This window comes from Mycolicibacterium peregrinum (assembly GCF_001665625.1).
GTDB classification, from domain to species: domain Bacteria; phylum Actinomycetota; class Actinomycetes; order Mycobacteriales; family Mycobacteriaceae; genus Mycobacterium; species Mycobacterium peregrinum_B.
The window spans coordinates 21,002-39,130 of the sequence record NZ_LZSY01000126.1; the positions used below are offsets into that span (position 1 = coordinate 21,002).

19 protein-coding genes are annotated in these 18,129 nt (G+C 68.1%); 5 read left to right on the forward strand and 14 right to left on the reverse strand.

The genetic code is table 11. The features are described 5' to 3' along the window. The first annotated feature begins 10 nt into the window (after positions 1-10). Positions 11-616 carry a class I SAM-dependent methyltransferase gene (locus tag A5779_RS21025; protein WP_064885267.1) on the forward strand — a complete coding sequence of 202 codons (606 nt, stop codon included), beginning with the start codon at positions 11-13 and terminating at the stop codon, positions 614-616. Here A5779_RS21025 and A5779_RS21030 read toward each other — a convergent pair. Continuing rightward, the gene (locus A5779_RS21030) at positions 613-1,407 is read right to left on the reverse strand and encodes a thioesterase family protein (protein WP_110777564.1); all 795 of its coding nucleotides are present in this window, start codon (positions 1,405-1,407) and stop codon (positions 613-615) included. The genes A5779_RS21025 and A5779_RS21030 overlap by 4 nt on opposite strands. 287 nt (positions 1,408-1,694) lie before the next feature. On the opposite strand from A5779_RS21030, the gene A5779_RS21035 reads away from it, so the two are divergent. Beyond that, positions 1,695-2,111: a hypothetical protein gene (locus A5779_RS21035; RefSeq protein ID WP_064885271.1), complete on the forward strand. Its 417-nt coding sequence runs from the start codon at positions 1,695-1,697 to the stop codon at positions 2,109-2,111. 27 nt (positions 2,112-2,138) lie between these two features. Next, the gene (locus A5779_RS21040; RefSeq protein ID WP_064885273.1) at positions 2,139-3,500 is read left to right on the forward strand and encodes a TIGR01777 family oxidoreductase; all 1,362 of its coding nucleotides are present in this window, start codon (positions 2,139-2,141) and stop codon (positions 3,498-3,500) included. Here A5779_RS21040 and A5779_RS21045 read toward each other — a convergent pair. Next, positions 3,490-4,035 (reverse strand): hypothetical protein, encoded by a 546-nt coding sequence (locus tag A5779_RS21045; RefSeq protein WP_236734835.1) that lies wholly within the window; start codon positions 4,033-4,035, stop codon positions 3,490-3,492. The two genes, A5779_RS21040 and A5779_RS21045, sit on opposite strands and share 11 nt — an antisense overlap. Before the next feature lie 199 nt (positions 4,036-4,234). Between A5779_RS21045 and A5779_RS21050 the strand changes: the two genes are divergently transcribed. Next, on the forward strand, positions 4,235-5,452 hold the full coding sequence (locus A5779_RS21050; protein WP_064885307.1) for an NAD(P)/FAD-dependent oxidoreductase: 1,218 nt from the start codon (positions 4,235-4,237) through the stop codon (positions 5,450-5,452). 18 nt (positions 5,453-5,470) lie between these two features. On the opposite strand, the gene A5779_RS21055 is transcribed toward A5779_RS21050, so the two are convergent. The 3 genes from A5779_RS21055 to A5779_RS21065 are packed head-to-tail and all read right to left on the reverse strand — an operon-like array spanning position 5,471 to position 8,425. Then, the gene (locus A5779_RS21055) at positions 5,471-6,838 is read right to left on the reverse strand and encodes an NAD(P)/FAD-dependent oxidoreductase (RefSeq protein ID WP_064885277.1); all 1,368 of its coding nucleotides are present in this window, start codon (positions 6,836-6,838) and stop codon (positions 5,471-5,473) included. Positions 6,839-6,848: 10 nt separating this feature from the next. Next, positions 6,849-8,018, reverse strand: a complete 1,170-nt coding sequence (locus tag A5779_RS21060) for an RNA polymerase sigma factor (protein ID WP_064885279.1) — start codon at positions 8,016-8,018, stop codon at positions 6,849-6,851. Beyond that, complete coding sequence (locus tag A5779_RS21065) at positions 8,018-8,425, reverse strand: YciI family protein (RefSeq protein ID WP_064885281.1); 408 nt, start codon at positions 8,423-8,425, stop codon at positions 8,018-8,020. Before A5779_RS21065 ends, A5779_RS21060 begins: the two co-directional genes overlap by 1 nt. A 232-nt stretch (positions 8,426-8,657) precedes the next feature. Between A5779_RS21065 and A5779_RS21070 the strand changes: the two genes are divergently transcribed. Further along, positions 8,658-8,894 (forward strand): hypothetical protein, encoded by a 237-nt coding sequence (locus tag A5779_RS21070; RefSeq protein WP_064885309.1) that lies wholly within the window; start codon positions 8,658-8,660, stop codon positions 8,892-8,894. Between the two features lie 68 nt (positions 8,895-8,962). Here A5779_RS21070 and A5779_RS21075 read toward each other — a convergent pair whose 3' ends face one another. The 9 genes from A5779_RS21075 to A5779_RS21115 form a co-directional block, all read right to left on the reverse strand. Further along, a complete protein-coding gene (locus A5779_RS21075; RefSeq protein ID WP_064885283.1) occupies positions 8,963-10,522 on the reverse strand; it encodes a threonine/serine exporter family protein in 1,560 nt (519 codons plus the stop codon). Positions 10,523-10,586: 64 nt separating this feature from the next. Then, the gene (locus tag A5779_RS21080; RefSeq protein WP_064885285.1) at positions 10,587-11,243 is read right to left on the reverse strand and encodes a class I SAM-dependent methyltransferase; all 657 of its coding nucleotides are present in this window, start codon (positions 11,241-11,243) and stop codon (positions 10,587-10,589) included. Positions 11,244-11,427: 184 nt separating this feature from the next. Continuing rightward, entirely contained in the window at positions 11,428-12,459 is a 1,032-nt protein-coding gene (locus A5779_RS21085) for a DUF2278 family protein (RefSeq protein WP_064885312.1), read from the reverse strand. A gap of 120 nt (positions 12,460-12,579) precedes the next feature. Continuing rightward, positions 12,580-13,503, reverse strand: a complete 924-nt coding sequence (locus tag A5779_RS21090; RefSeq protein WP_064885314.1) for an extracellular catalytic domain type 1 short-chain-length polyhydroxyalkanoate depolymerase — start codon at positions 13,501-13,503, stop codon at positions 12,580-12,582. Positions 13,504-13,697: 194 nt separating this feature from the next. Continuing rightward, on the reverse strand, positions 13,698-14,711 hold the full coding sequence (locus A5779_RS21095; protein ID WP_064885287.1) for an alcohol dehydrogenase catalytic domain-containing protein: 1,014 nt from the start codon (positions 14,709-14,711) through the stop codon (positions 13,698-13,700). A gap of 75 nt (positions 14,712-14,786) precedes the next feature. Further along, the gene (locus tag A5779_RS21100) at positions 14,787-15,443 is read right to left on the reverse strand and encodes a maleylpyruvate isomerase N-terminal domain-containing protein (protein ID WP_064885289.1); all 657 of its coding nucleotides are present in this window, start codon (positions 15,441-15,443) and stop codon (positions 14,787-14,789) included. 9 nt (positions 15,444-15,452) lie between these two features. Continuing rightward, positions 15,453-15,920 (reverse strand): cyanase, encoded by a 468-nt coding sequence (cynS, locus tag A5779_RS21105; protein ID WP_064885291.1) that lies wholly within the window; start codon positions 15,918-15,920, stop codon positions 15,453-15,455. A 27-nt stretch (positions 15,921-15,947) separates the two neighbouring features. Further along, entirely contained in the window at positions 15,948-17,804 is a 1,857-nt protein-coding gene (locus A5779_RS21110) for a fatty acyl-AMP ligase (RefSeq protein ID WP_064885293.1), read from the reverse strand. A gap of 9 nt (positions 17,805-17,813) precedes the next feature. After that, on the reverse strand, positions 17,814-18,129 hold a 316-nt coding region (locus tag A5779_RS21115), incomplete at its 5' end, for an SRPBCC family protein (protein WP_064885295.1).

Below are 18,129 nucleotides of genomic sequence, written 5' to 3' on the forward strand. Positions count from 1 at the left end.
CAATGCCTCCATGGTCGAGCGCAGCATCTGGATGCAGAAGGTCGCAGCCGATCCCGGGCATTCGGATTGGTACGTCGAACGATTTCGTGCCATGGAGCGCGCCGGTCAGGACCTGGCAGGCGAGGCACGTCTGGTGGACGCGATGGCATCGCGCAATGCCCGCATCCTCGACGCCGGCTGCGGCCCCGGCCGGGTGGGTGGATACCTCGCCGAGGCCGGGCATCAGGTGGTCGGCGTCGATGTCGACCCGGTACTGATCGAGGCGGCCGAGAACGACCATCCCGGTCCGCGTTGGCTCGTCGGCGATCTCGCCGAGCTCGACCTGCCGGCGCGCGGCATCGCCGACCCGTTCGACATCATCGTGTCGGCGGGCAACGTGATGACCTTCCTCGCCCCGAGCACCCGGGTTCAGGTTCTGACGCGGCTGCGCGCGCATCTCGCCGACGACGGCCGCGCGGTGATCGGATTCGGGGCCGGTCGCGACTACGAGTTCGGTCAGTTCTTCGACGATGTGGTGGCGGCCGGGTTCACCACCGACCTGTTGTTGTCCACCTGGGATCTCCGCCCGTTCACCGATGACTCGGACTTCCTGGTGGCCATCCTGCGCCGCGGCTAGCCGGAACCGTTCGGGCTGAAGTTGAAATTAGCTATCGCAGTGGACAATCCGGTGCCGATCGGGCCCGACGTGTCGTACAGGCACGCGCTGGCGGTGGCCACGCCCTCGGCACTGGTGTGGGCCACCGCCGCCATGCCGATGTAGGGACCCACCGGCAACCTGCTGAGGGCCAGTGTGTAGTCGGCGTTGATGAAAGCCAGACCGGCCGAACTGAAATTGCACATCGAACTGGTGACGTCGACCGCCAACGCTGCGCGCACGAACGGCGTGAGCTCTTCGCCGTCGACCAGCTGACGGACTTCGCGCAGCCACGCGTACCGAGGCCCACACTGCTGCCACGGGAACCCCTCACCCGACCAGTCCGGGTCCGGCCCATGCGCCCGGATGAACATGGGCACGGTGTCGTCGAATTCCGCCGGTTCCACGGGTAACGGCGGAAGCTCGATCGCGGTGGTCCAGAAGTCGCCGTCCGGTTGGGCCCCGCGTCTCAGATACAGCGCCGAAGCCCGGGCCACCACGTCACCGTCCTGGGTCATCACCGCATCGACCGCTTGCATCCGCGAGCCCGCTCGCACCACCGACGCAGAGACACGAACCGCGGCGCTGGCGACCCGACGCAGTATCTCCACGGTGAATCGCGCCGGTTGCAGATCCGCGTCGCTGACGAGTTCTTCCACGGCCCGGGCCAGCAGACCGCCGACCACCTGACCGCCCAGCGTCGGCCCCCATCCCCCGTGGGCGATCTCGTTGGGCACGAACCCGTCGTCAGTGCTCACAAAGAACGGCGTCATCGCAGTGCGCTCCACAGGTACACCTCTCGTCCGGCCATCCGACCGCTACGGACTCTATTACAGAGTTGACTACAGTTGGCATGACGATATGGGGCTGCCGGGTCAGAGGTCGAACACCGACCGCCGCCGAGTGGCCACTTATGACACGCAGACCAGTGATTTGCGTGCCTCAAGTGGACGATGGCATGAGGGGCGAGGCCAGCCCTCGCCGCGAACCCAGGCCGGCTATTGCCACCACCGCCCCACCGTTCTACTATCGGTTGTAGTAGACGACTTGGGGGTCCCCGATGACGGCACCGACAATCGTTCGGACACAACGCTTTCTGCGCCTGACGGCATACACGTTTCTGCTCGGCTGGGGCCTGCATGTGATCGACCACCTGCTCCGGGGAATGTCGGCGTCACCGATGTTCGTCATGGCCGGCGGAATGATTCAGGGCGTGATCGTCATCATCGCGATCGCCATGACCCTGCGCGGACATCCCCGGGCGCCCGACCTCGCGATCTTCACCGGTGTCGGCAGCGCCGTCGTGTTCACCTACGCACACCTGCTACCGAATTTCTGGCCGGACTTCCAGGACAGCTATCTCAGCGGTCCTCGCCTCAACGTCACCTGGTTCTCCTGGGTGACAGCACTTTCCGAGATCGGCACCGGCCTGTTGTTCGCCTATGCGGGTATGCGGGCCAAGCGGGCCGCGGCATAGGTGCGATTCTGCGGGTAACGTCGGCCGATGGGATTGGTGTACTCCAGCATCGTCGACGCCCCGCAGGGAGAAGTCTTCGCCTGGCACGGCCGCCCCGGCGCGTTCGCCAGGCTGTCTCCGCCGTGGCAAGCCATGACGCTCAGATCCGAGGCGGCCTCGCTGCGTGACGGCCGCGCCGAACTCGCACTGCCCGGCGGTTTGCGGTGGGTGGCTCAGCACCAGGCTGACGGCTATGACCCACCCCGGCGCTTCGTCGACGAGATCGCCCGCGGCGGGCCCGCCTCGCTACCCGCGGCATTGGCAGTGCGCTGGAAGCACATTCATGAATTCGACGCGGTCGATGCGACCCATACCCGGATGACCGACCGCGTCGAGACGCCGGTGCCTGGCCGTTTCCTTCGCCCGATGTTCGTCTACCGTCACCGCCAACTCGCCGACGACCTCGCCGCCCACCAAAGGGCCCACGCACAGAACCTGGCTCCGCTGACGATTGCCATTACCGGGGCGTCCGGACTGGTGGGGTCGGCGTTGACCGCTTTCCTGAGCACCGGCGGCCACCGGGTCATCCGGCTGGTGCGCCAACCAACAACCAAACCCGATGAGCGGCAATGGGACCCAGACAACCCTGACCCCCAGCTGTTCGACGGGGTGGACGCCGTCATCCACCTCGCCGGAGCGTCGATCGCAGGCCGGTTCACCGAAGGACACCGCCGCGCGATCCGCGACAGCCGCATCGGGCCCACCCGCCGGCTCGCGGAACTGATCGCCGACACCGACCCTGGTCCACAAGTGGTCGTCAGTGCCTCGGCGGTCGGTTTCTATGGATACGACCGCGGCGACGAGGTTCTCACCGAGGCCAGCGAGCGCGGCGACGGCTTCCTCGCCGATGTGGTGGCCGACTGGGAGGACGCCCTGGCCCCGGCGCAACGATCAGGCACCCGCGTGGTGCGCATCCGCACCGGAATCGTCCAGTCCCCGAGCGGCGGCACATTACGGCTGCTGCGTCCGCTGTTCGCCGCCGGACTCGGCGGCCGCATCGGCGACGGGCAACAGTGGTTGCCCTGGATCGGTATCGACGACCTGGTCGACATCTATCACCGCGCGTTGTGGGACGAGCAGCTGTCGGGCCCGGTCAACGCGGTGGCACCGGAGCCGGTGCGCAACGCCGAATACACCGACACGCTCGGCCACGTTCTGCGCCGACCGACGATTCTGCCGGTGCCCACCCTGGGACCACGGCTACTGCTGGGCGACCAAGGTGCCCGCGAACTGGCCTGCGCCAGCCAGCGGGCGGTTCCCGCGGCCCTCACGGCCGCCGACCACGGCTTCCGCCATCCACGCCTGGAGCAGGCACTGGGCCACGTACTGGGACGCCCGGCTATGGCGTAGGAGCCGCCGGCGGCGCGGCAGGCCCCGGCGGCGCAGCAGGTTGGCGCCCGGGCGAGTTGTACTCGTATCCCGGCGGCGGTGGGCCGTTGAGCGAGTAGTACCCGGGTGGCAGCGCCGGGCCCGCGGGTGCGCTACCCGGAGCCGGCGCGGTGACCGGCGTCTCGGAGCCGGGAGCGTTGATCGACACGTAACCAGGCGGCAGCGGCGGCGCCGGGCCGGCGCCGGGAGGCGGTGCGACCCCTTCGGGTGCTCCCCCACCGCCCTGGAAGCCGCCCGGGTCATGGGCCTGATGCCAGAGATCCCTGAGCGTGCCGACCGGGCCGCCGCCGTACTGGCCCGAGCCGTACACCGGGTTGGCGATCTCGGGCACCTGCGGCGGACCGGCCGGTGCCGGCGGCGGGGGCGCTGCCAGGGCGGGATCCGCCGGTGCGGGCGCTGGATCAGGCACGACGGGGTCCGCTGCAGCCTGTCCTGCCGCGGCCAGCACGGCACCGACGGCGGTCAGTCCTGCGATCGCGAGCTTGGCCCCCTTGATGGCGAACGTGGCGCCGTGCGCTTCGGTCATCTATCCGGTGGTCCTCTCTCGATGCACCCGCCAAACTCCTTCGGGAGTCAGGGCGGTCCGTGCATCGTCGCATACCGCCTCGGTGGCGCGCTGGGTTAGAGCGCCGCCGGCAGGACTTCTTCGAGGCGTCCGGACGACCCCGGTGCGCCCCGCGTGGCAGGCTGAATCCGTGTCTCGGGTACTGGTCGTCGGATCGGGTTTCGCCGGGCTGTGGGCAGCGCTCGGGGCCGCCAGACGCCTCGACGAACTCGGAACGGCGGCACAGGGCGTGCAGATCACCGTGGTCAGTGAGCGTCCCTTTCACGACATTCGCGTGCGCAACTACGAGACCGATCTCGACGACTGCCGAATCCCTCTGCACAAGCTGCTGGATCCCGTCGGTGTGGATCACGTTGTCGCCGAGGTCACGGCAGTCGACGTCGAGGCCCGGAATGTCACCGCACTGCAGGATGGCCGAACACGCGTCATCGGCTATGACCGGCTGGTGCTGGCCGCCGGCAGCCGGGTCGCACGACCGAATGTTCCCGGGCTGGCCGAATTCGGTTTCGACGTCGATACATTCGACGGTGCCAGGCGCCTCGCCGATCACCTCGACACGTTGGCCGCCAATCCGCAGATCTCGGGCGCCGGCACGGTCGTCGTCGTCGGAGCGGGGCTCACCGGTATCGAGACCGCGTGCGAACTGCCCTCACGGCTCTCCGCGCTGTTCGATGGTCGCGTCACACCGAAGGTCGTGCTCGTCGACCACAACCCGCAGGTGGGCTCGGATATGGGCGACTCGGCGCGTCCGGTGATCGAAACCGCATTGTCCGACAACGGAGTTCAGGTGATGACCGGTGTCGGCGTGTCCGCTGTCGACATCGGTGCCGTTACCTTGTCGTCCGGCGCGGTGGTACCGGCGGCAACCGTGGTGTGGTGTGCGGGAATGCGGGCCAACCCATTGACGGCCCAACTGCCGGTGACACTGGACCGGTTCGGTCGACTGCCCGTCGACGAGTACCTCCGCGTCGAGGGTGTGCCCGCGGTGTTCGCGGCCGGCGATGTGGCCGCCGCGCGGATCGACGACAGTCACCCGTCGGTGATGTCGTGCCAACACGGCAGGCCGATGGGGCGCTACGCCGGGTACAACGTGATCGGCGACCTCCTCGACCAACCCATGCGCGCGCTGCGAATCCCCTGGTATGTCACCGTTCTCGATCTCGGTCCGGCCGGCGCGGTCTACACCGAGGGCTGGGACCGACATGTCGTGGCAACCGGCACGGTGGCCAAGGCCACCAAGAAGACCATCAACACCGAACGGATCTATCCCCCGCTGACCGGTGACCGTCAGGCCCTGCTTGCTGCCGCCGCACCCGACCTTCAGACCAGGCCGGCCCGAGGCGGGTAACGCCCGCCCCGGCAGGTCCTAGCGGTCGTTTCCGTCCGGCGTCGTCTCGGCCGGCGGCGGTGTCAGCGCGTCCCACGTGGTCCACGTATAGCGCTGCTCGGGCAGGCCGGTCGCGCCGAGCATGAACGCCCGGTGCCCACGGTTCTCGCGGGCGATGGTGGTCAGCCAGGTGGTCACCGTGCTGACGCGGTTGCGTACGCCGGTGAGGAACGCGATATGGATGAAACCCCAAGCCAGCCAACCGAAGAAGCCGGCCAGCTTGACCGGGCCGACCTGCAGCAGTGCCTGTCGGCGCGCGATGTACGCCGCCGAGCCGAGGTCTCGGTAGCGGAACGGCCGCCGGGGTTTTCCGGCGAGTTCCCGGCGGACGCACGAGGCCACGTGGAGCCCGCCCTGCATCGCGTTCTCGGCGACGCCCGGCAGGTTCTCCCGGCCGGCCAGGTCTCCGATCACGAAGATCTCAGGACGGCCGTCGATCGAAAGATCAGGCCCCACAGTGATTCTCCCACTGCGATCGGCCTCGACTTCCAGCACCTGGGCGAGGTGCCGGGCGAATGGCACGGCTTCGACCCCGGCCGTCCACAACACGGTTCGGGCCGCGTACTGCTCGTCGGGCCCACCGGACTTCGGGGTGACGGTCACCCCGTCCCGGTTGACGTCGGTCACGTGGACTCCCATGTGCAGTTCCACGCCCAGTTTCTGCAGCGACTTCGTCGCCTTCTCCCCCAGCTCGGAGCAGAAAGCCTTCAGCACCCGTTCCCCGCCGTCGAACAGCAGCACCCGGGCTTCCTTGGGCTCGATGCTGTGGAACTCGTGAGCCAAGGTGCGCGTGGCCATCTCGCGGATCTGCCCGGCCAGCTCGACCCCGGTCGGACCGCCGCCGGCGACAGCGAACGTGAGCCAACCGTCACGCTCGGGGCCCGCTGGCAGTGTCTCGGCGATCTCGAAGGCCGTGAAAACCCGTTGCCGGATGTTGAGTGCGTCGTCGAGTGTCTTCATTCCGGGCGCCCACTCCGCGAAATGTTCTTTGCCGAAGTAGGACTGCTGCATTCCCGCGGCCACGACGAGGACGTCGTAGTCGAGGGTGAACGTCGTCTCATCCGGCCGGCGGGCCGTAACCCGGCGCAACTCGGGGTCGATGTCGATCGCGTCGCCAAGCAATGTGGTGACGTTGCGGTGACGCTCGAACTCCTCGCGCAGCGGTCGGCTGATCTGGCCGAAGCCCAAGGTCCCGGTGGCGCATTGGTAGAGCAGCGGCTGGAACAGGTGTCCCGCCGCCCGATCGAGCAGGGTCACGTCGACGTCGACTCCGCCCAATCGACGCGCACAGAACAGCCCGCCGAATCCCCCACCGATGATCAACACTCTCTTCCGACTGTTGCCCACAACTAGGAGGTTAACCGTCGTCGCCAGAAATGCGACCGTGCAGCGCGGATGCGCGCAAGGTGAGGTGGTTGCGCTCGGCCAGCGAATGCGCCTCGGCCGCGGCCTGCACGTACAGCCGTGCCGCCGTTGAGATGTCCCCTGCCCGCTCGTGAAGGTAGGCCGCCGCAGCGGTGTGGCGCGGCAACGCCGGGTCCAGTTCGGCGAGCGCGGCCAGACCTGCCTGCGGCCCATCGGCTTCACCTAACGCGACTGCGCGGTTGAGGCGTACCACCGGGCTGTCGGTGAGTGCGACGAGTTCGTCGTACCACTCGACGATCTGCACCCAGTCTGTCTCCTCGGCGGACTGGGCGTCGGCGTGCAGCGCTGCCACCGCCGCCTGGGCCTGATACTCCCCGAGCCGGTCGCGTGCCAGGGCGGCTTGCAGGACGTACACGCCCTCGATGATCAGATCGCGCCGCCACAACGTGCGGTCCTGCTCCGCGAGAGGAACCAGGGTCCCGTCGGACCGGGTACGCGCCGGGCGCCTGGCGTGGTGCAGCAGGAACAACGCCAGCAGACCGCCGACTTCCGGATCGTCGGTGGTTCGGGCCAGCTGACGGGCGAGCCTGATCGCCTCGGCTGCCAGGTCGACATCGCCGCTGTAGCCCTCGTTGAACACCAGATACAGCACCCGCAGCACGGTGCGCAGGTCGCCGGGACGATCCAGCCGAACGGCGGCCACGGTGCGCTTGGCACGGCTGATCCGTTGCGCCATCGTCGCTTCCGGCACCAGATAGGCCTGCGCGATCTGGCGGGTGGTCAGGCCTCCGACCGCCCGCAGGGTCAGGGCGACAGCGGCCGAGGAGGTCAGGTTCGGGTGCGCACACAGGAAGTAGAGCTGCAAGGTGTCGTCCACCGCGCCGGCCGGCCCGGCGGCCGGCTCCGCAGAAACCCGGGCCTCACGGTTGCGCCGAGCAGCATCGGATCGGGTGAGGTCGAGGAACCTGCGCCACGCCGTGGTGATCAACCAGCCCTTGGGATCGTCGGGCCGCCCGTGCGGCCAGGTCTCCCACGCCCGGACCAAGGCCTCCTGCACGGCGTCCTCTGCCGTCGCGAAGTCCGCACCACGGTGGACGAGGGCGGCCAGGACACCGGGAATCAGATCCCGGAGCCTGGCCTCGTCCACCGCACCGGGCGCCATCAGTCGGTGACAGTCGGTGGGGCGGTCAGGAACGGGCGCACCTCCAGCCACTCGTGGATGGGCCGCCCGCCCGCACCCGGTGCCGCGGACAGTTCTCCGGCCAATGCGACCGCGCGTTCGTAGGAATCGACGTCGACGACCATCCACCCTGCGATCAGGTCCTTGGTCTCGGCGAAGGGGCCGTCGGTCACCGGTGGCTTGCCCTCGCCGCCGTACTGGACCCACGTGCCTTCCGGGGCCAGGGCCTGGCTGTCGACGTACTCACCGCTGTCCTTGAGCCGATCCGCGAAATCGTTCATGTACTGGATGTGGGCCTGGATCTCGTCCGGGGTCCACTGGTCCATCGGAATATCGTTGACCGACGCGGGGGCACCTCGGTAGTGCTTGAGGAACAGGTACTTGGCCATGGGATTCTCCCTTCGGATTCGCAACCCGGGTTGGTCGCTCACAACGGGGACGGAGCCGTCACGATGTTCTCGACATCGAGGCCCGAAATATTTCTGATCTCATGTCAGGCCACGTCACACGGGTCCAGGATGACCTATAGGCCCGTCGTCCGACCTCAGGTGCACAACCGATCAGTTCGATTGGCTAAGCTTCGACTATCCAAGTTCAGATTCGAGCACCGAGGTGGCATTCATGTTCCTGAGCAAGGCAGCCGTGGCGACCTTCGCGGCCGCAGGCCTGATCGGGGCCGCACTCGGCCTCGGCGTGGCCACCGCGAGCGCCGATCCCGATCCGAGCCTCCCGCCGCCGCCGAACGCGCCGAAGAAGCCGGCCGAGACGTGGCAGGGTCACCCGATGGTCTGGTGGAACCTGCCCGCGGGCGGTCACTGGGGTGTCTGGGTCAACGGCGACTTCCTTCCGTTCACCTGATCCCGCCGGGCCCGACGGCCCGATGATGTCGACGGGATCGGTTACGGTCGGCACGCCGATCGCCTGACTCAGCTGTCGGGCTCTGCGGTCTCATCGTCCTCGGGCTCCTCTGCCGGGGCTGCTTCCAGGGGGACGCTTTCCGCGCGCGGAGTGCCGACAGCCGAGGTGTTCTCGGCCGGTTGGAGGCGGACCACCTGGCCCACCGCCCGGCGCAGGCCGGGCGGTCCTTCTTTCCGGAAGAACTCACCGATGCGTCCGGCGCGGTACCGCAGCGGGGAGCCGAGCAGCTCACCCATCACTACGCCGCTGCCGAGTGCCAACGCCGTCGCTGCCGCGCTCAGCAGGTGTGCGAGCCCCTCTCCGAACTTCTCGTCCACGGCGAACGCGAACACCGCCCAGAACACCGAGAGGCCGGGCAGCATCGGCATGATGCCGGCGGTCGCCGTCACGAGCGCGGGAGACTGTCGGCGAATGGAGATCAGCGTCGCCAGGAAACCGACACCGACGGCCGCGATCCCGGTGGCCGCCCACTGGCCGAAGCCGGCCGTCCCGAGCCCGATCAACGTCAGCTCGGCCAGCCCCGCTGCCAACCCGGCGGTGGGCAATGACCGCAGCGGTGCATAGCTGGCCATGGTCAGGCAGATCCCGGCCAGCGCCGCACCCAAGACCGCCAGGACGATCGGCAGCGGTCCTCTCGGCGTGATGAAGGTGCCTGCCGTGTTGACGTGCAGTTCGATCTGGATCCCCAGCAGGGTGGCGGCCTGCAGGGCACCGGTGATGCCCACGACGATTCCCGCGGTGAGAAACACGGCGTCACCGAGTCGCGCGACCGCGGTGACCATGTAACCGGTCAACGCGTCCTGCACGGCACCGACCAGCGTCATCCCGGACAGCAACAACACGATCCCGGTGGCGACGAGCGCGCTGAGACCCTGCCCCGTGTAGCGGTAGGCCGCCAACGCGATCAATGTCGCAATCGCCGCGCCGACCGCGTGCTGAAAGAAGAACGGCGTGCCGATCCGATTCAGCAGACGGCCGACCCGGTCGATCAGCGCAGCCGTCACGGTGGCCAGCAGGCAGGTCAACCAGTTGCCGCCCAGCAGCATCGCGATACCGAGCGCGAACCCCGCCCATCCGGCGGTCGCGAGCCACCGAGGGAACGGATGCGGGCTCTCGGTCAGCTCGTCCATGGCCTCGTGCGCCTCGTCGACGGTGATACCGCCGGAGGTGATGCGCCGGACCAGACGATCGAGTTCGGCCAGCCTGGTGTAGTCGGTGGACCTGGTCCGCACCGCCCGCATGATCGTGACCGGAGGACTGTCCGTGGTGGGCAGTGCCGACACGATGATGGTCGCGACGGTGATGTCGACGACGCAGTCGGTCAGCCGGTACGCCTGCGCGACGTCCTGGGTGGTGGCGACGACGTCGGCGGTACCCGACCCCGACGAGAGCATCACCTCGGCGAGCCGAATGGTCAGGTCGAGAACCTTGCGGGTGTGCACATCACCCATGCCGGCCGACGCGCGACTGCGCCGGCCGGCCACCGGTGCCGGATCACGACGTCCACGCAGGGCCATGCGCAGCCCGCCACGCAAGCGGTCCCTGCCGTTCAATCCTTCCTCAGCCATTTGTGTGCAGCGTAGTCATGAACCGCCGCGGGCCGGTGGAAGCCGGGCTGCCGGTCGGTTCAGGTCACCCGGCGCGGTCGGCAGCCCGGATCACGTCGGACCCGACGAAGGTGAAGATCTGGGCGGCCGGTGTCACCGGTTCGGGTGACCCGGTGAAGCGGTGGGCTCCGACGCCGTAACTCACATCCGGCTGCGACACCCAGACCAGATCGAAACCGCGCTCGTCAAACCAGTTGAGGATCAACGGAATCCGGTCGGGAACGGTGCGGCCGCGAGTCCACAGCACCGTGCCGCCGGTTCTGGTCAGCTGAGGCAGGAAGCCGATGGTCCGCTCGATGTCCTCATCGGTGATGTTGCCGAAGATGCCGCACGCCACGACGATGTCGGCGGGGACCAGGTCCTGGTACTGGTCGATCAGAGCGGCGTCACCCGTTACCACCTCGACCCCGGTCAGCCCGTACCGGTCCACGGTTTCGGCGGCGATCTCGGCGTTGCGGGGATCCAACTCGACCAGGCGCGCCCGAACGTCGTCGCGTCGCGGATGGTCGGTCAACACCTCGAGCAGATCGCGCCCCTGCCCGGCGCACAGGCTGACGACCCGCAGCGGGCCTGCCGGAGCCTCGTCCAGCGCCTGCCGGATCAAGGTCTGCACCGCGCGAAGCCGGTGTGCCAGTGCCGAATCCGGCCGGTCGTAGTCGTCGTGCCAGCTGTGCCAATCCACGACCGAACCGTAACGCCACGGTGCTGTTGGTGGCGCCGCCCGCGGGCGGCACCATCCACACGTGCTTGACTGCGCCCTGCTTCGCGCAGGGTGAATCACGCAGGTAACGAACGGTATTCGGTCACACGAGCGGGTGCCTTCGGAGCGCGGCGAGGGTTTACCGCGGCGTGATGAATACTGGCGGCTAACGCTGGAACCGCACGTAGCGGTCCACGGCGGCCGCATCGCCTCGGGAGTACGTGACGCTGTCCACCTGGGTGCCATGATCGTCGACCAGCAGAAGGTTTCCCCCGGAGTTGCCGAGCTGTGCGCCTGACCCGTCGAGCACGACGACTGCCGATGCACCACCGGCCAGGTCGGCATCCAGCTTGCTCTCCCGACCGTTGCGGTCGACCAGGCGCCAACCGTGCAGTGACACTGCCTCGGTGGCGTAGTTGCCGATCACCACCGCTTCGTGTCCGGGGTCCGGGCCGGTGGGATTGATCAGCGCCCGCTCCAGATACGCCAGGCCCGGGGTCACCTCGCCACCGCCCGCGGCCGCCCCCACCAACCGGGAGAGGGGCTGTGCACCCGGTGCCGCGTCGCCCTGTGGGTCGGTAGGTACCCGCTGGGTCTGGAAGGCGAGCAGGATGCCGACGACACGATCGGGAAAGGCCAGCAGAAGACCGCCGTCGTGGAAGGCCCCGTTGTCCCCCGCGTGCGCGCCGACATTGCCCTGGTTCATGTGGATGTCGTGAACACCATGCAAACCGTCGGTGTTACCGAAGTCGGCATCGATCGGCTTGTGCAGGTTGCGGTCGAATTTCGCACCGAAGGCATAGAGTTCGCCGCCGGCGGTCTGGCACTGGGTCAGGTACAGGCTCAAAAGATCCTGCAGGTCATCGGCATTCGCGTTGCCACTGGGCGGAAGCGCCCGGCCGAGCGTGAAATCGAACAGCGGCGCCTTGACGTAGTCCAACGAGGACGCTGACGTGCCGGGGGTGACAGAGAAGCCGGACGCCACCGCGGCCAGTCCGTTGACGACGGGATGTCCGACCAGCGGATCCACCACCCAGAAGACGACCTCGCTGCCGTCGTTGGATTCGACGTTGACCGCGACCCGCCACGGTTGTCCGGAGTCGTCAACCGCCCGGATCTGCAGGTGCGGGGTGGACTGGCCGTCTTCCCTGACGAACCGGTCCGGTCGTGCGCGCAGAACCCCATAGGTGATCGCCATGATCGACTCCTGTCGTTTCGGTGCCGACACAAGGACTTTCATGTGCCTGCATCCGCAGAAACTATCGACCCGGCGTGGCGCGGACACGCGTAGCGGACTACCCGAAACGGAGAACCGCGGTCATCTGCCGTGGGAGGCGAAGAACTGCCCGGACGCATCCGAGGCGTCGAAGGCGTGGCTGGCTGCCCCGACAGACTGCACGGGAAGGATCTCGGGTACGCCCGGCCAGGTGTGCCCGCCCCCGTCGACCCGCATGAACACCACCGATGTTCCGCCGGCACACCCGTCGGAGGCGATGCGGTGGGTTTCGGTGCCGTCGCCGGTGCTGGGCAGCACCTCGTCCGACGGAGCCGGGCAGCCGTTGATCTGACGCCACCGGTCCACCATCGCCGGCCCCGACACCACGGTGCTGCCTCCGCCCCGCCCCGTCATCGGCCCACCGTTGAAAGGCACGACAGGGTCGGCCGTCCCGTAGGTGGCGAGGACCGAAACGGGCCTGGACGGATTGCAGCCGACATTTGTCCCCAGCGTGCCGGCCACCGGGGCGATCGCGGCGAACAGGTCGGCGCGATCACACGCCAGTCGATTGGCCATGAATCCACCTGCCGACAAACCCGTGGCATATACCCGGCCGCGCGGGATGCCGTTCTCGGCGACGAGGCGATCGACGAGGGTCGAGATGAACCCGACATCGTCGACCCCTTGACGGTCGGGCACCGAGGCGCCGCGGCCGTCGGCCCAGCTGTAATCGATGCCATCGGGGTAGACCACGGCGAACCCGTGGGCGTCGGCCACCCCGTCGTAATGGGTGAGCGCCGCCTGATCGGCTCCGGTCGCGCCGGCAGCGTGCAGATTGACCACCAGCCCGGACGGTGGGCCCCCGGCCGGTAGGTGGAGCCGGTAGGTGCGCATCGTGCCGCCGAAGTCGATCTGCGCCGACGGTAAGGGCGCAGCCCACGCGGGTGTTGGCGCTGCCGCGCATCCCAAGAGCGCAACAAGCGCTACGGACACCACTGTTCTGAGCCGTCCCGGCGTGAAAAGCACCGGGGCAGAGTAGATATCACGGGCGAACTCTTGGGCAACGCCAGGTGACCTACCGGAGAAAACCCTGCCGGCAACCGTCGCCATCCGCTTCCACGCCATTCCGGCCCCCACCGATTCGTCGTCCAGCAAACGAAGTTCCGACGCTACCTGTTCGCTGTGACCAGTGGGGCGAGAAGACCGGATTCGACCGTCGATCAGATGGTCAGGACCATGCGGTAGCGCGCCTGTCCCTGCTCCATGGCGGCGTAGGCGCTCGACGCCTCAGCCAGTGGGCGCTCCTCGATCCGGGCCCGCACCCCCGACAACACCGCGAAGTGCATGGTCTCCTCGACGTCACGTGCGGTTCCAGACGGGTGCCCGGAGATGGTCAGCGCGGGCTGGATCAGTTGCACCGGGCTGATGGGCAACGGATCGGCGGACACCCCGATCGCCACCAACTCGCCGCGGGGCGCGAGTCCGCCCACCGTCTCGGCCATGGCCTGCGAATTCCCCACCGTTGCCAGGACCACCGCCGCGCCGCCCAGGTCTCGCAGAGCTGCGCTGACGTCGCCTGCGGTCGAGTCGATGTAGTGCCGGGCCCCCAGCGAACGGGCATCGGCTTCTTTGCCGGGGCCGCGGGCGATCGCGACGGTCTCGAAGCCCATCGCGCTGGCGAACTGGAGCCCGAGATGCCCCAGGCCGCCCACACCCAGGACCGCGACCACGTCGCCGGGGAGGGCCCGGGTGTGTCGGAGCGCGTTGTATGTCGTCACCCCGGCGCACCCCATCGGAGCGGCCTCGGCGAAGGACAGTTCATCGGGGATCCGGGCGAGCGCGTTGGCCGGCACCGTCACGGATTCCGCGTATCCGCCCGGATAGTGCAGGCTCGGCACCTGGCCCTTCTCGCAGACGATGAAATCGCCCTTCCGGCAAGGAATACAGACTCCGCAGTGCCCGCCGAACCAGCCGATCGCCACCCGGTCCCCCACCTCGAAATCGGTGACGCCCGCGCCCACTTCGGCGATGGTGCCGGCGATCTCATGGCCCGGCGTCACCGGCCACGCGATCCCCGGGAATCCGCCGTTGAGAATGGCCCGATCGGTGCCACAGACCCCACAGGCGGCCACGGCGACCCGGACCTGTCCCCGATCGGGCGAGAGGGTCTGAGCGTCAACGAGTTCCAGGGTGCCGCCAGCTGACTGGACGTGAACAGCTCGATGAGTGGCCATGTGAATCCTTACTGTCACCGTCGGGATGTCTCGCCATCATGGACCGTCGACGGCCCGCTTGGCCAGGGTCTGCGCTCAGCCCAGGATGAACGGCAGCTGTGCCGCCGTCTCTCCGAGAGCGGTCAGCTCCAGGTCTGTCGGCGCCCGCCTGCCGGTCCCCAGCCGGAGGGTGTCGTCATCGGAGAACTCCGCGGGGAACCGCGCGCCCGTGATGTCCCCCAACATCGCGCGTGAGCGGGCCAGCCCCGCCGCCGGTGGGCTCGGTACCCCCGGCAGGTGCGCGACCAGATCAAGGTGGTGCAGTGTCCATTCCAGGACGTAGGCGTCGAGGTAGTCGCCGACGGTGAGAACCTGTCCCTGCGTGCCCACCCGAGCGTGCGGGTCGGCAAGGTCAGCGGCTCGTTCCGCGGCCGAGCCCACGTCGTCGAGATGAAACTTGAGCAGGGCCGGATCCCCGTATGCCGCCGCCAGCCTGACGGTCAGCGCATCCAAGGGATCCTTGCCCGTCGGAGGCGTTCTGCTGACCTCCCAGTAGGTCAGCGCGTTACGGGTCGATTCGGCATCGGTCGGGGTGACCAGGGTGATCAACACATCCTGGGCATCAATGACGAGGTGGCACACCAGATCTCGAACCAGCCAACCGGCACAGCCGGAGGGCTGAGCGAAGTCCTGGGGATCCAGCGCGGCCACCGCAGCGCGCAGCGCCGCCCACGAGTCTGAGAACTGGCCCACGACTGCAAACTAGCAGCGGACCACTCGCTCGGCCGCAGTCCAGTCGTAGGGCAAGAATTTGCCGTCGAACGTCACCACCACGCGGTCTCCGGCAGGGTGCGGCTTGCGCTGCACATCGACGCTGAAGTTGATGGCGCTCATGATGCCGTCACCGAACTGTTCGTGGATGACTTCCTTGAGCGCTCCGCCGTAGACCTGGAGCGCCTCGTAGAACCGGTAGATGGCGGGATCGGTGGGCACGGCCGTCGGCAGTCCACCTCGCATCGGGACCGCAGCCAGTACCGGAATCACCGACTCGTCCAGCCCGAGGAGGTCCACGATGATCCTGCCGGACTCGGCCGGTACCGGATGTTGCCCGAGCAGGGCGGACACCGTCCACACCACGGGTCGGTCGATGGCGTCGGCCAGCTGCTCCCACGTCAGGCCCTTGGTCAAACGGGCTTCTACGATCGCGGCGGTGATCTCGTCTCTGCTCATACGAGCCAGCATGCCCGCGGCGAACGGTCACCGCACGCCCAACGTGCCTTCCAGATACTCACCGCGACAAGCCACGCGGGCCAGCTTGCCGCTGGTGGTCCTCGGAATCGCGCCTGCCGGCAGGAATCGCAGATCCGCGACGGTCAATCCGTGTCGGTCGGCCACTGCCGCGCGGATGGCCGCACCGGCTTCCTCCGGATCGGCCTGTTTGGTGCGGGCGGCGCGTTCGGCGATCACCACCAACCGCGCACCGTCCCCGTCGCCGTCGGGAGTGACGGTGAACGCCGTGACATAACCGCGCCGGACCAGTGGCGACGCGTCCGCCACGGTGGCCTCGATGTCCTGCGGGTAATAACTGCGACCGTCGATCCGCACCAGGTCGGCCATCCGCCCGGTCACATAGAACTGCCCCTCGAAATACACCCCGAGATCGCCCGTCCGCAGCCAGGTGGCGTCGTCGGAGAGCCCGGCGGCGTGACTGCCGGAGGCGAGACGCGAATGCAGCGACACCCCGAACACCTTGCTCGTCTCCTCGGGCCGCGCCCAGTACCCACGACCAATGTTGTTGCCGTGCAACCAGATCTCCCCGACCTCGCCGTCGGGCAGTTCCTCGGCGGGGCCATCGGCAGTCGCGGGGTCGACGATCACCGCCCACAGGCTGCGGGCCGGATGACCGCAGGACACGTGTGGCACGGCACCCTCGGCGTGGGCGTTGACGCGGACGGCCCGACCCAGGGTCAGCTGTTCGCGGTCGAAGTAGACCACCGACGCCTGCTCGGCCGGGCCGATCGTCGAGATCAGCAGCGTCGCCTCGGCGATGCCGTACGACGGCTTGAACGCTGTCGGCGGCAGCCCGTACGGCGCAAACACCTCGTTGAAGGAGGTAATGACCTCAGGTATTACGGGTTCGGAACCGATGATGAGGACCACGTTGCTCAGGTCGATGTCCTCCCCTGCGGCGGGAACGCCGCGCTGCGCGGTCCATTCGTAGGCGAAGTTCGGTGCGGCGGTGATCACGCGGCCGTGTTTGGAGGCGTCGGACATCGCACGGATCCATCTCTGGGGCCGGCGGATGAACGCGGTCGGTGACATCAGCGTCGAGTGTCCGCCGTAGACCGCGGGAAATCCGATCATCGACAGGCCCATATCGTGATAGAGCGGTAACCAGCTGAGGCCGTGGGTATTTCGGTTCAACAGATCGATGGACAGGATCATCTGCAGCAGGTTGGTGCCGACCGCGCGGTGGGTGATCTCCACGCCGACGGGTGGGCGGGTCGAGCCCGAGGTGTACTGCAGGTGGGAGATGTCGTCGGGATCGACCGAGATCGGGGTGAACCCGTCGCCCGCCGAATCGGGAATCTCGTCGATGAGCTCGACCCGGGGACGCAGCGTATCCGGCATCGTCGCGAGGAACTCCCGTACCGCGGCATCGCCCGCAGCGGTGGTGAGTACCGTGGTCGGCCGGGAGTCCAGCAGCGCGGTCTCGAGGCGTTCGGCATGCCCCTGCAGTTCCGGTGCGAACAGCGGCACGGCAATGTTGCCGGCCTTGATCGCCGCGAAGAACCCGACGACATAGTCCAGCCCTTGGGGCGCGAGGATGGCGACACGCTCACCGCGGCCGGCCACCTGCTGCAGCCGCGCTGCGACGGCCCGCAGCCGCACGCCCAGCTGCGTCCACGTCAGCTCGATGACCTCTTCGGCGGCCTGGCTGTGATCGAGGTAGCGGTAGGCGACCAGGTCTGGAACGTGGGCGATGTTGCGGTCGATCAGCGATATCAGGGTGGTGCCCGGGGGCAGCACGATGCCGCCGTTCTCGTCCAGGCAGTCCTCGATGCGGAGCAGGCCTGCCGGGGCCTCGTATTGAACCTGAGTGCCGCTGTCCATGCCCGCAGTCTAGGTCGCGGCGCCTTCGAGGCGGGCCGCCAGTTGCCCGAACGTGAGGGTCCACCCGCTGTGGAAGTTGTCGAATTCCTCTGGCGGCAAAAGGGAATGCTCGATCGACATCATCGTCTGCCCGTCGCCGGCCGGCTCGAATTCGACGTTGACGATGCTGACCACGGTCGGGTCGGACCAGTCCGAGTTGCTCCAGGTGAATCGCAGCACCCGTGGCCGGTCGATGGTCAGGAACTGTCCGGTGATCAGCACGCTCGAACCGGAATCGTCGATGTCGAAGCGCACGATCCCACCGACGCGAGGCTCGACGACCACC

Bases quoted from the DNA above. Each gene is read 5' to 3' on its own strand.
- A5779_RS21025 (WP_064885267.1), top strand. From the start codon at position 11: ATGGTCGAGCGCAGCATCTGGATGCAGAAGGTCGCAGCCGATCCCGGG.
- A5779_RS21030 (WP_110777564.1), bottom strand. From the start codon at position 1,407: ATGACGCCGTTCTTTGTGAGCACTGACGACGGGTTCGTGCCCAACGAG.
- A5779_RS21035 (WP_064885271.1), top strand. From the start codon at position 1,695: ATGACGGCACCGACAATCGTTCGGACACAACGCTTTCTGCGCCTGACG.
- A5779_RS21040 (WP_064885273.1), top strand. From the start codon at position 2,139: ATGGGATTGGTGTACTCCAGCATCGTCGACGCCCCGCAGGGAGAAGTC.
- A5779_RS21060 (WP_064885279.1), bottom strand. From the start codon at position 8,018: ATGGCGCCCGGTGCGGTGGACGAGGCCAGGCTCCGGGATCTGATTCCC.
- A5779_RS21065 (WP_064885281.1), bottom strand. From the start codon at position 8,425: ATGGCCAAGTACCTGTTCCTCAAGCACTACCGAGGTGCCCCCGCGTCG.
- A5779_RS21070 (WP_064885309.1), top strand. From the start codon at position 8,658: ATGTTCCTGAGCAAGGCAGCCGTGGCGACCTTCGCGGCCGCAGGCCTG.
- A5779_RS21075 (WP_064885283.1), bottom strand. From the start codon at position 10,522: ATGGCTGAGGAAGGATTGAACGGCAGGGACCGCTTGCGTGGCGGGCTG.
- A5779_RS21085 (WP_064885312.1), bottom strand. From the start codon at position 12,459: ATGGCGATCACCTATGGGGTTCTGCGCGCACGACCGGACCGGTTCGTC.
- A5779_RS21095 (WP_064885287.1), bottom strand. From the start codon at position 14,711: ATGGCCACTCATCGAGCTGTTCACGTCCAGTCAGCTGGCGGCACCCTG.
- cynS (WP_064885291.1), bottom strand. From the start codon at position 15,920: ATGAGCAGAGACGAGATCACCGCCGCGATCGTAGAAGCCCGTTTGACC.
- A5779_RS21110 (WP_064885293.1), bottom strand. From the start codon at position 17,804: ATGGACAGCGGCACTCAGGTTCAATACGAGGCCCCGGCAGGCCTGCTC.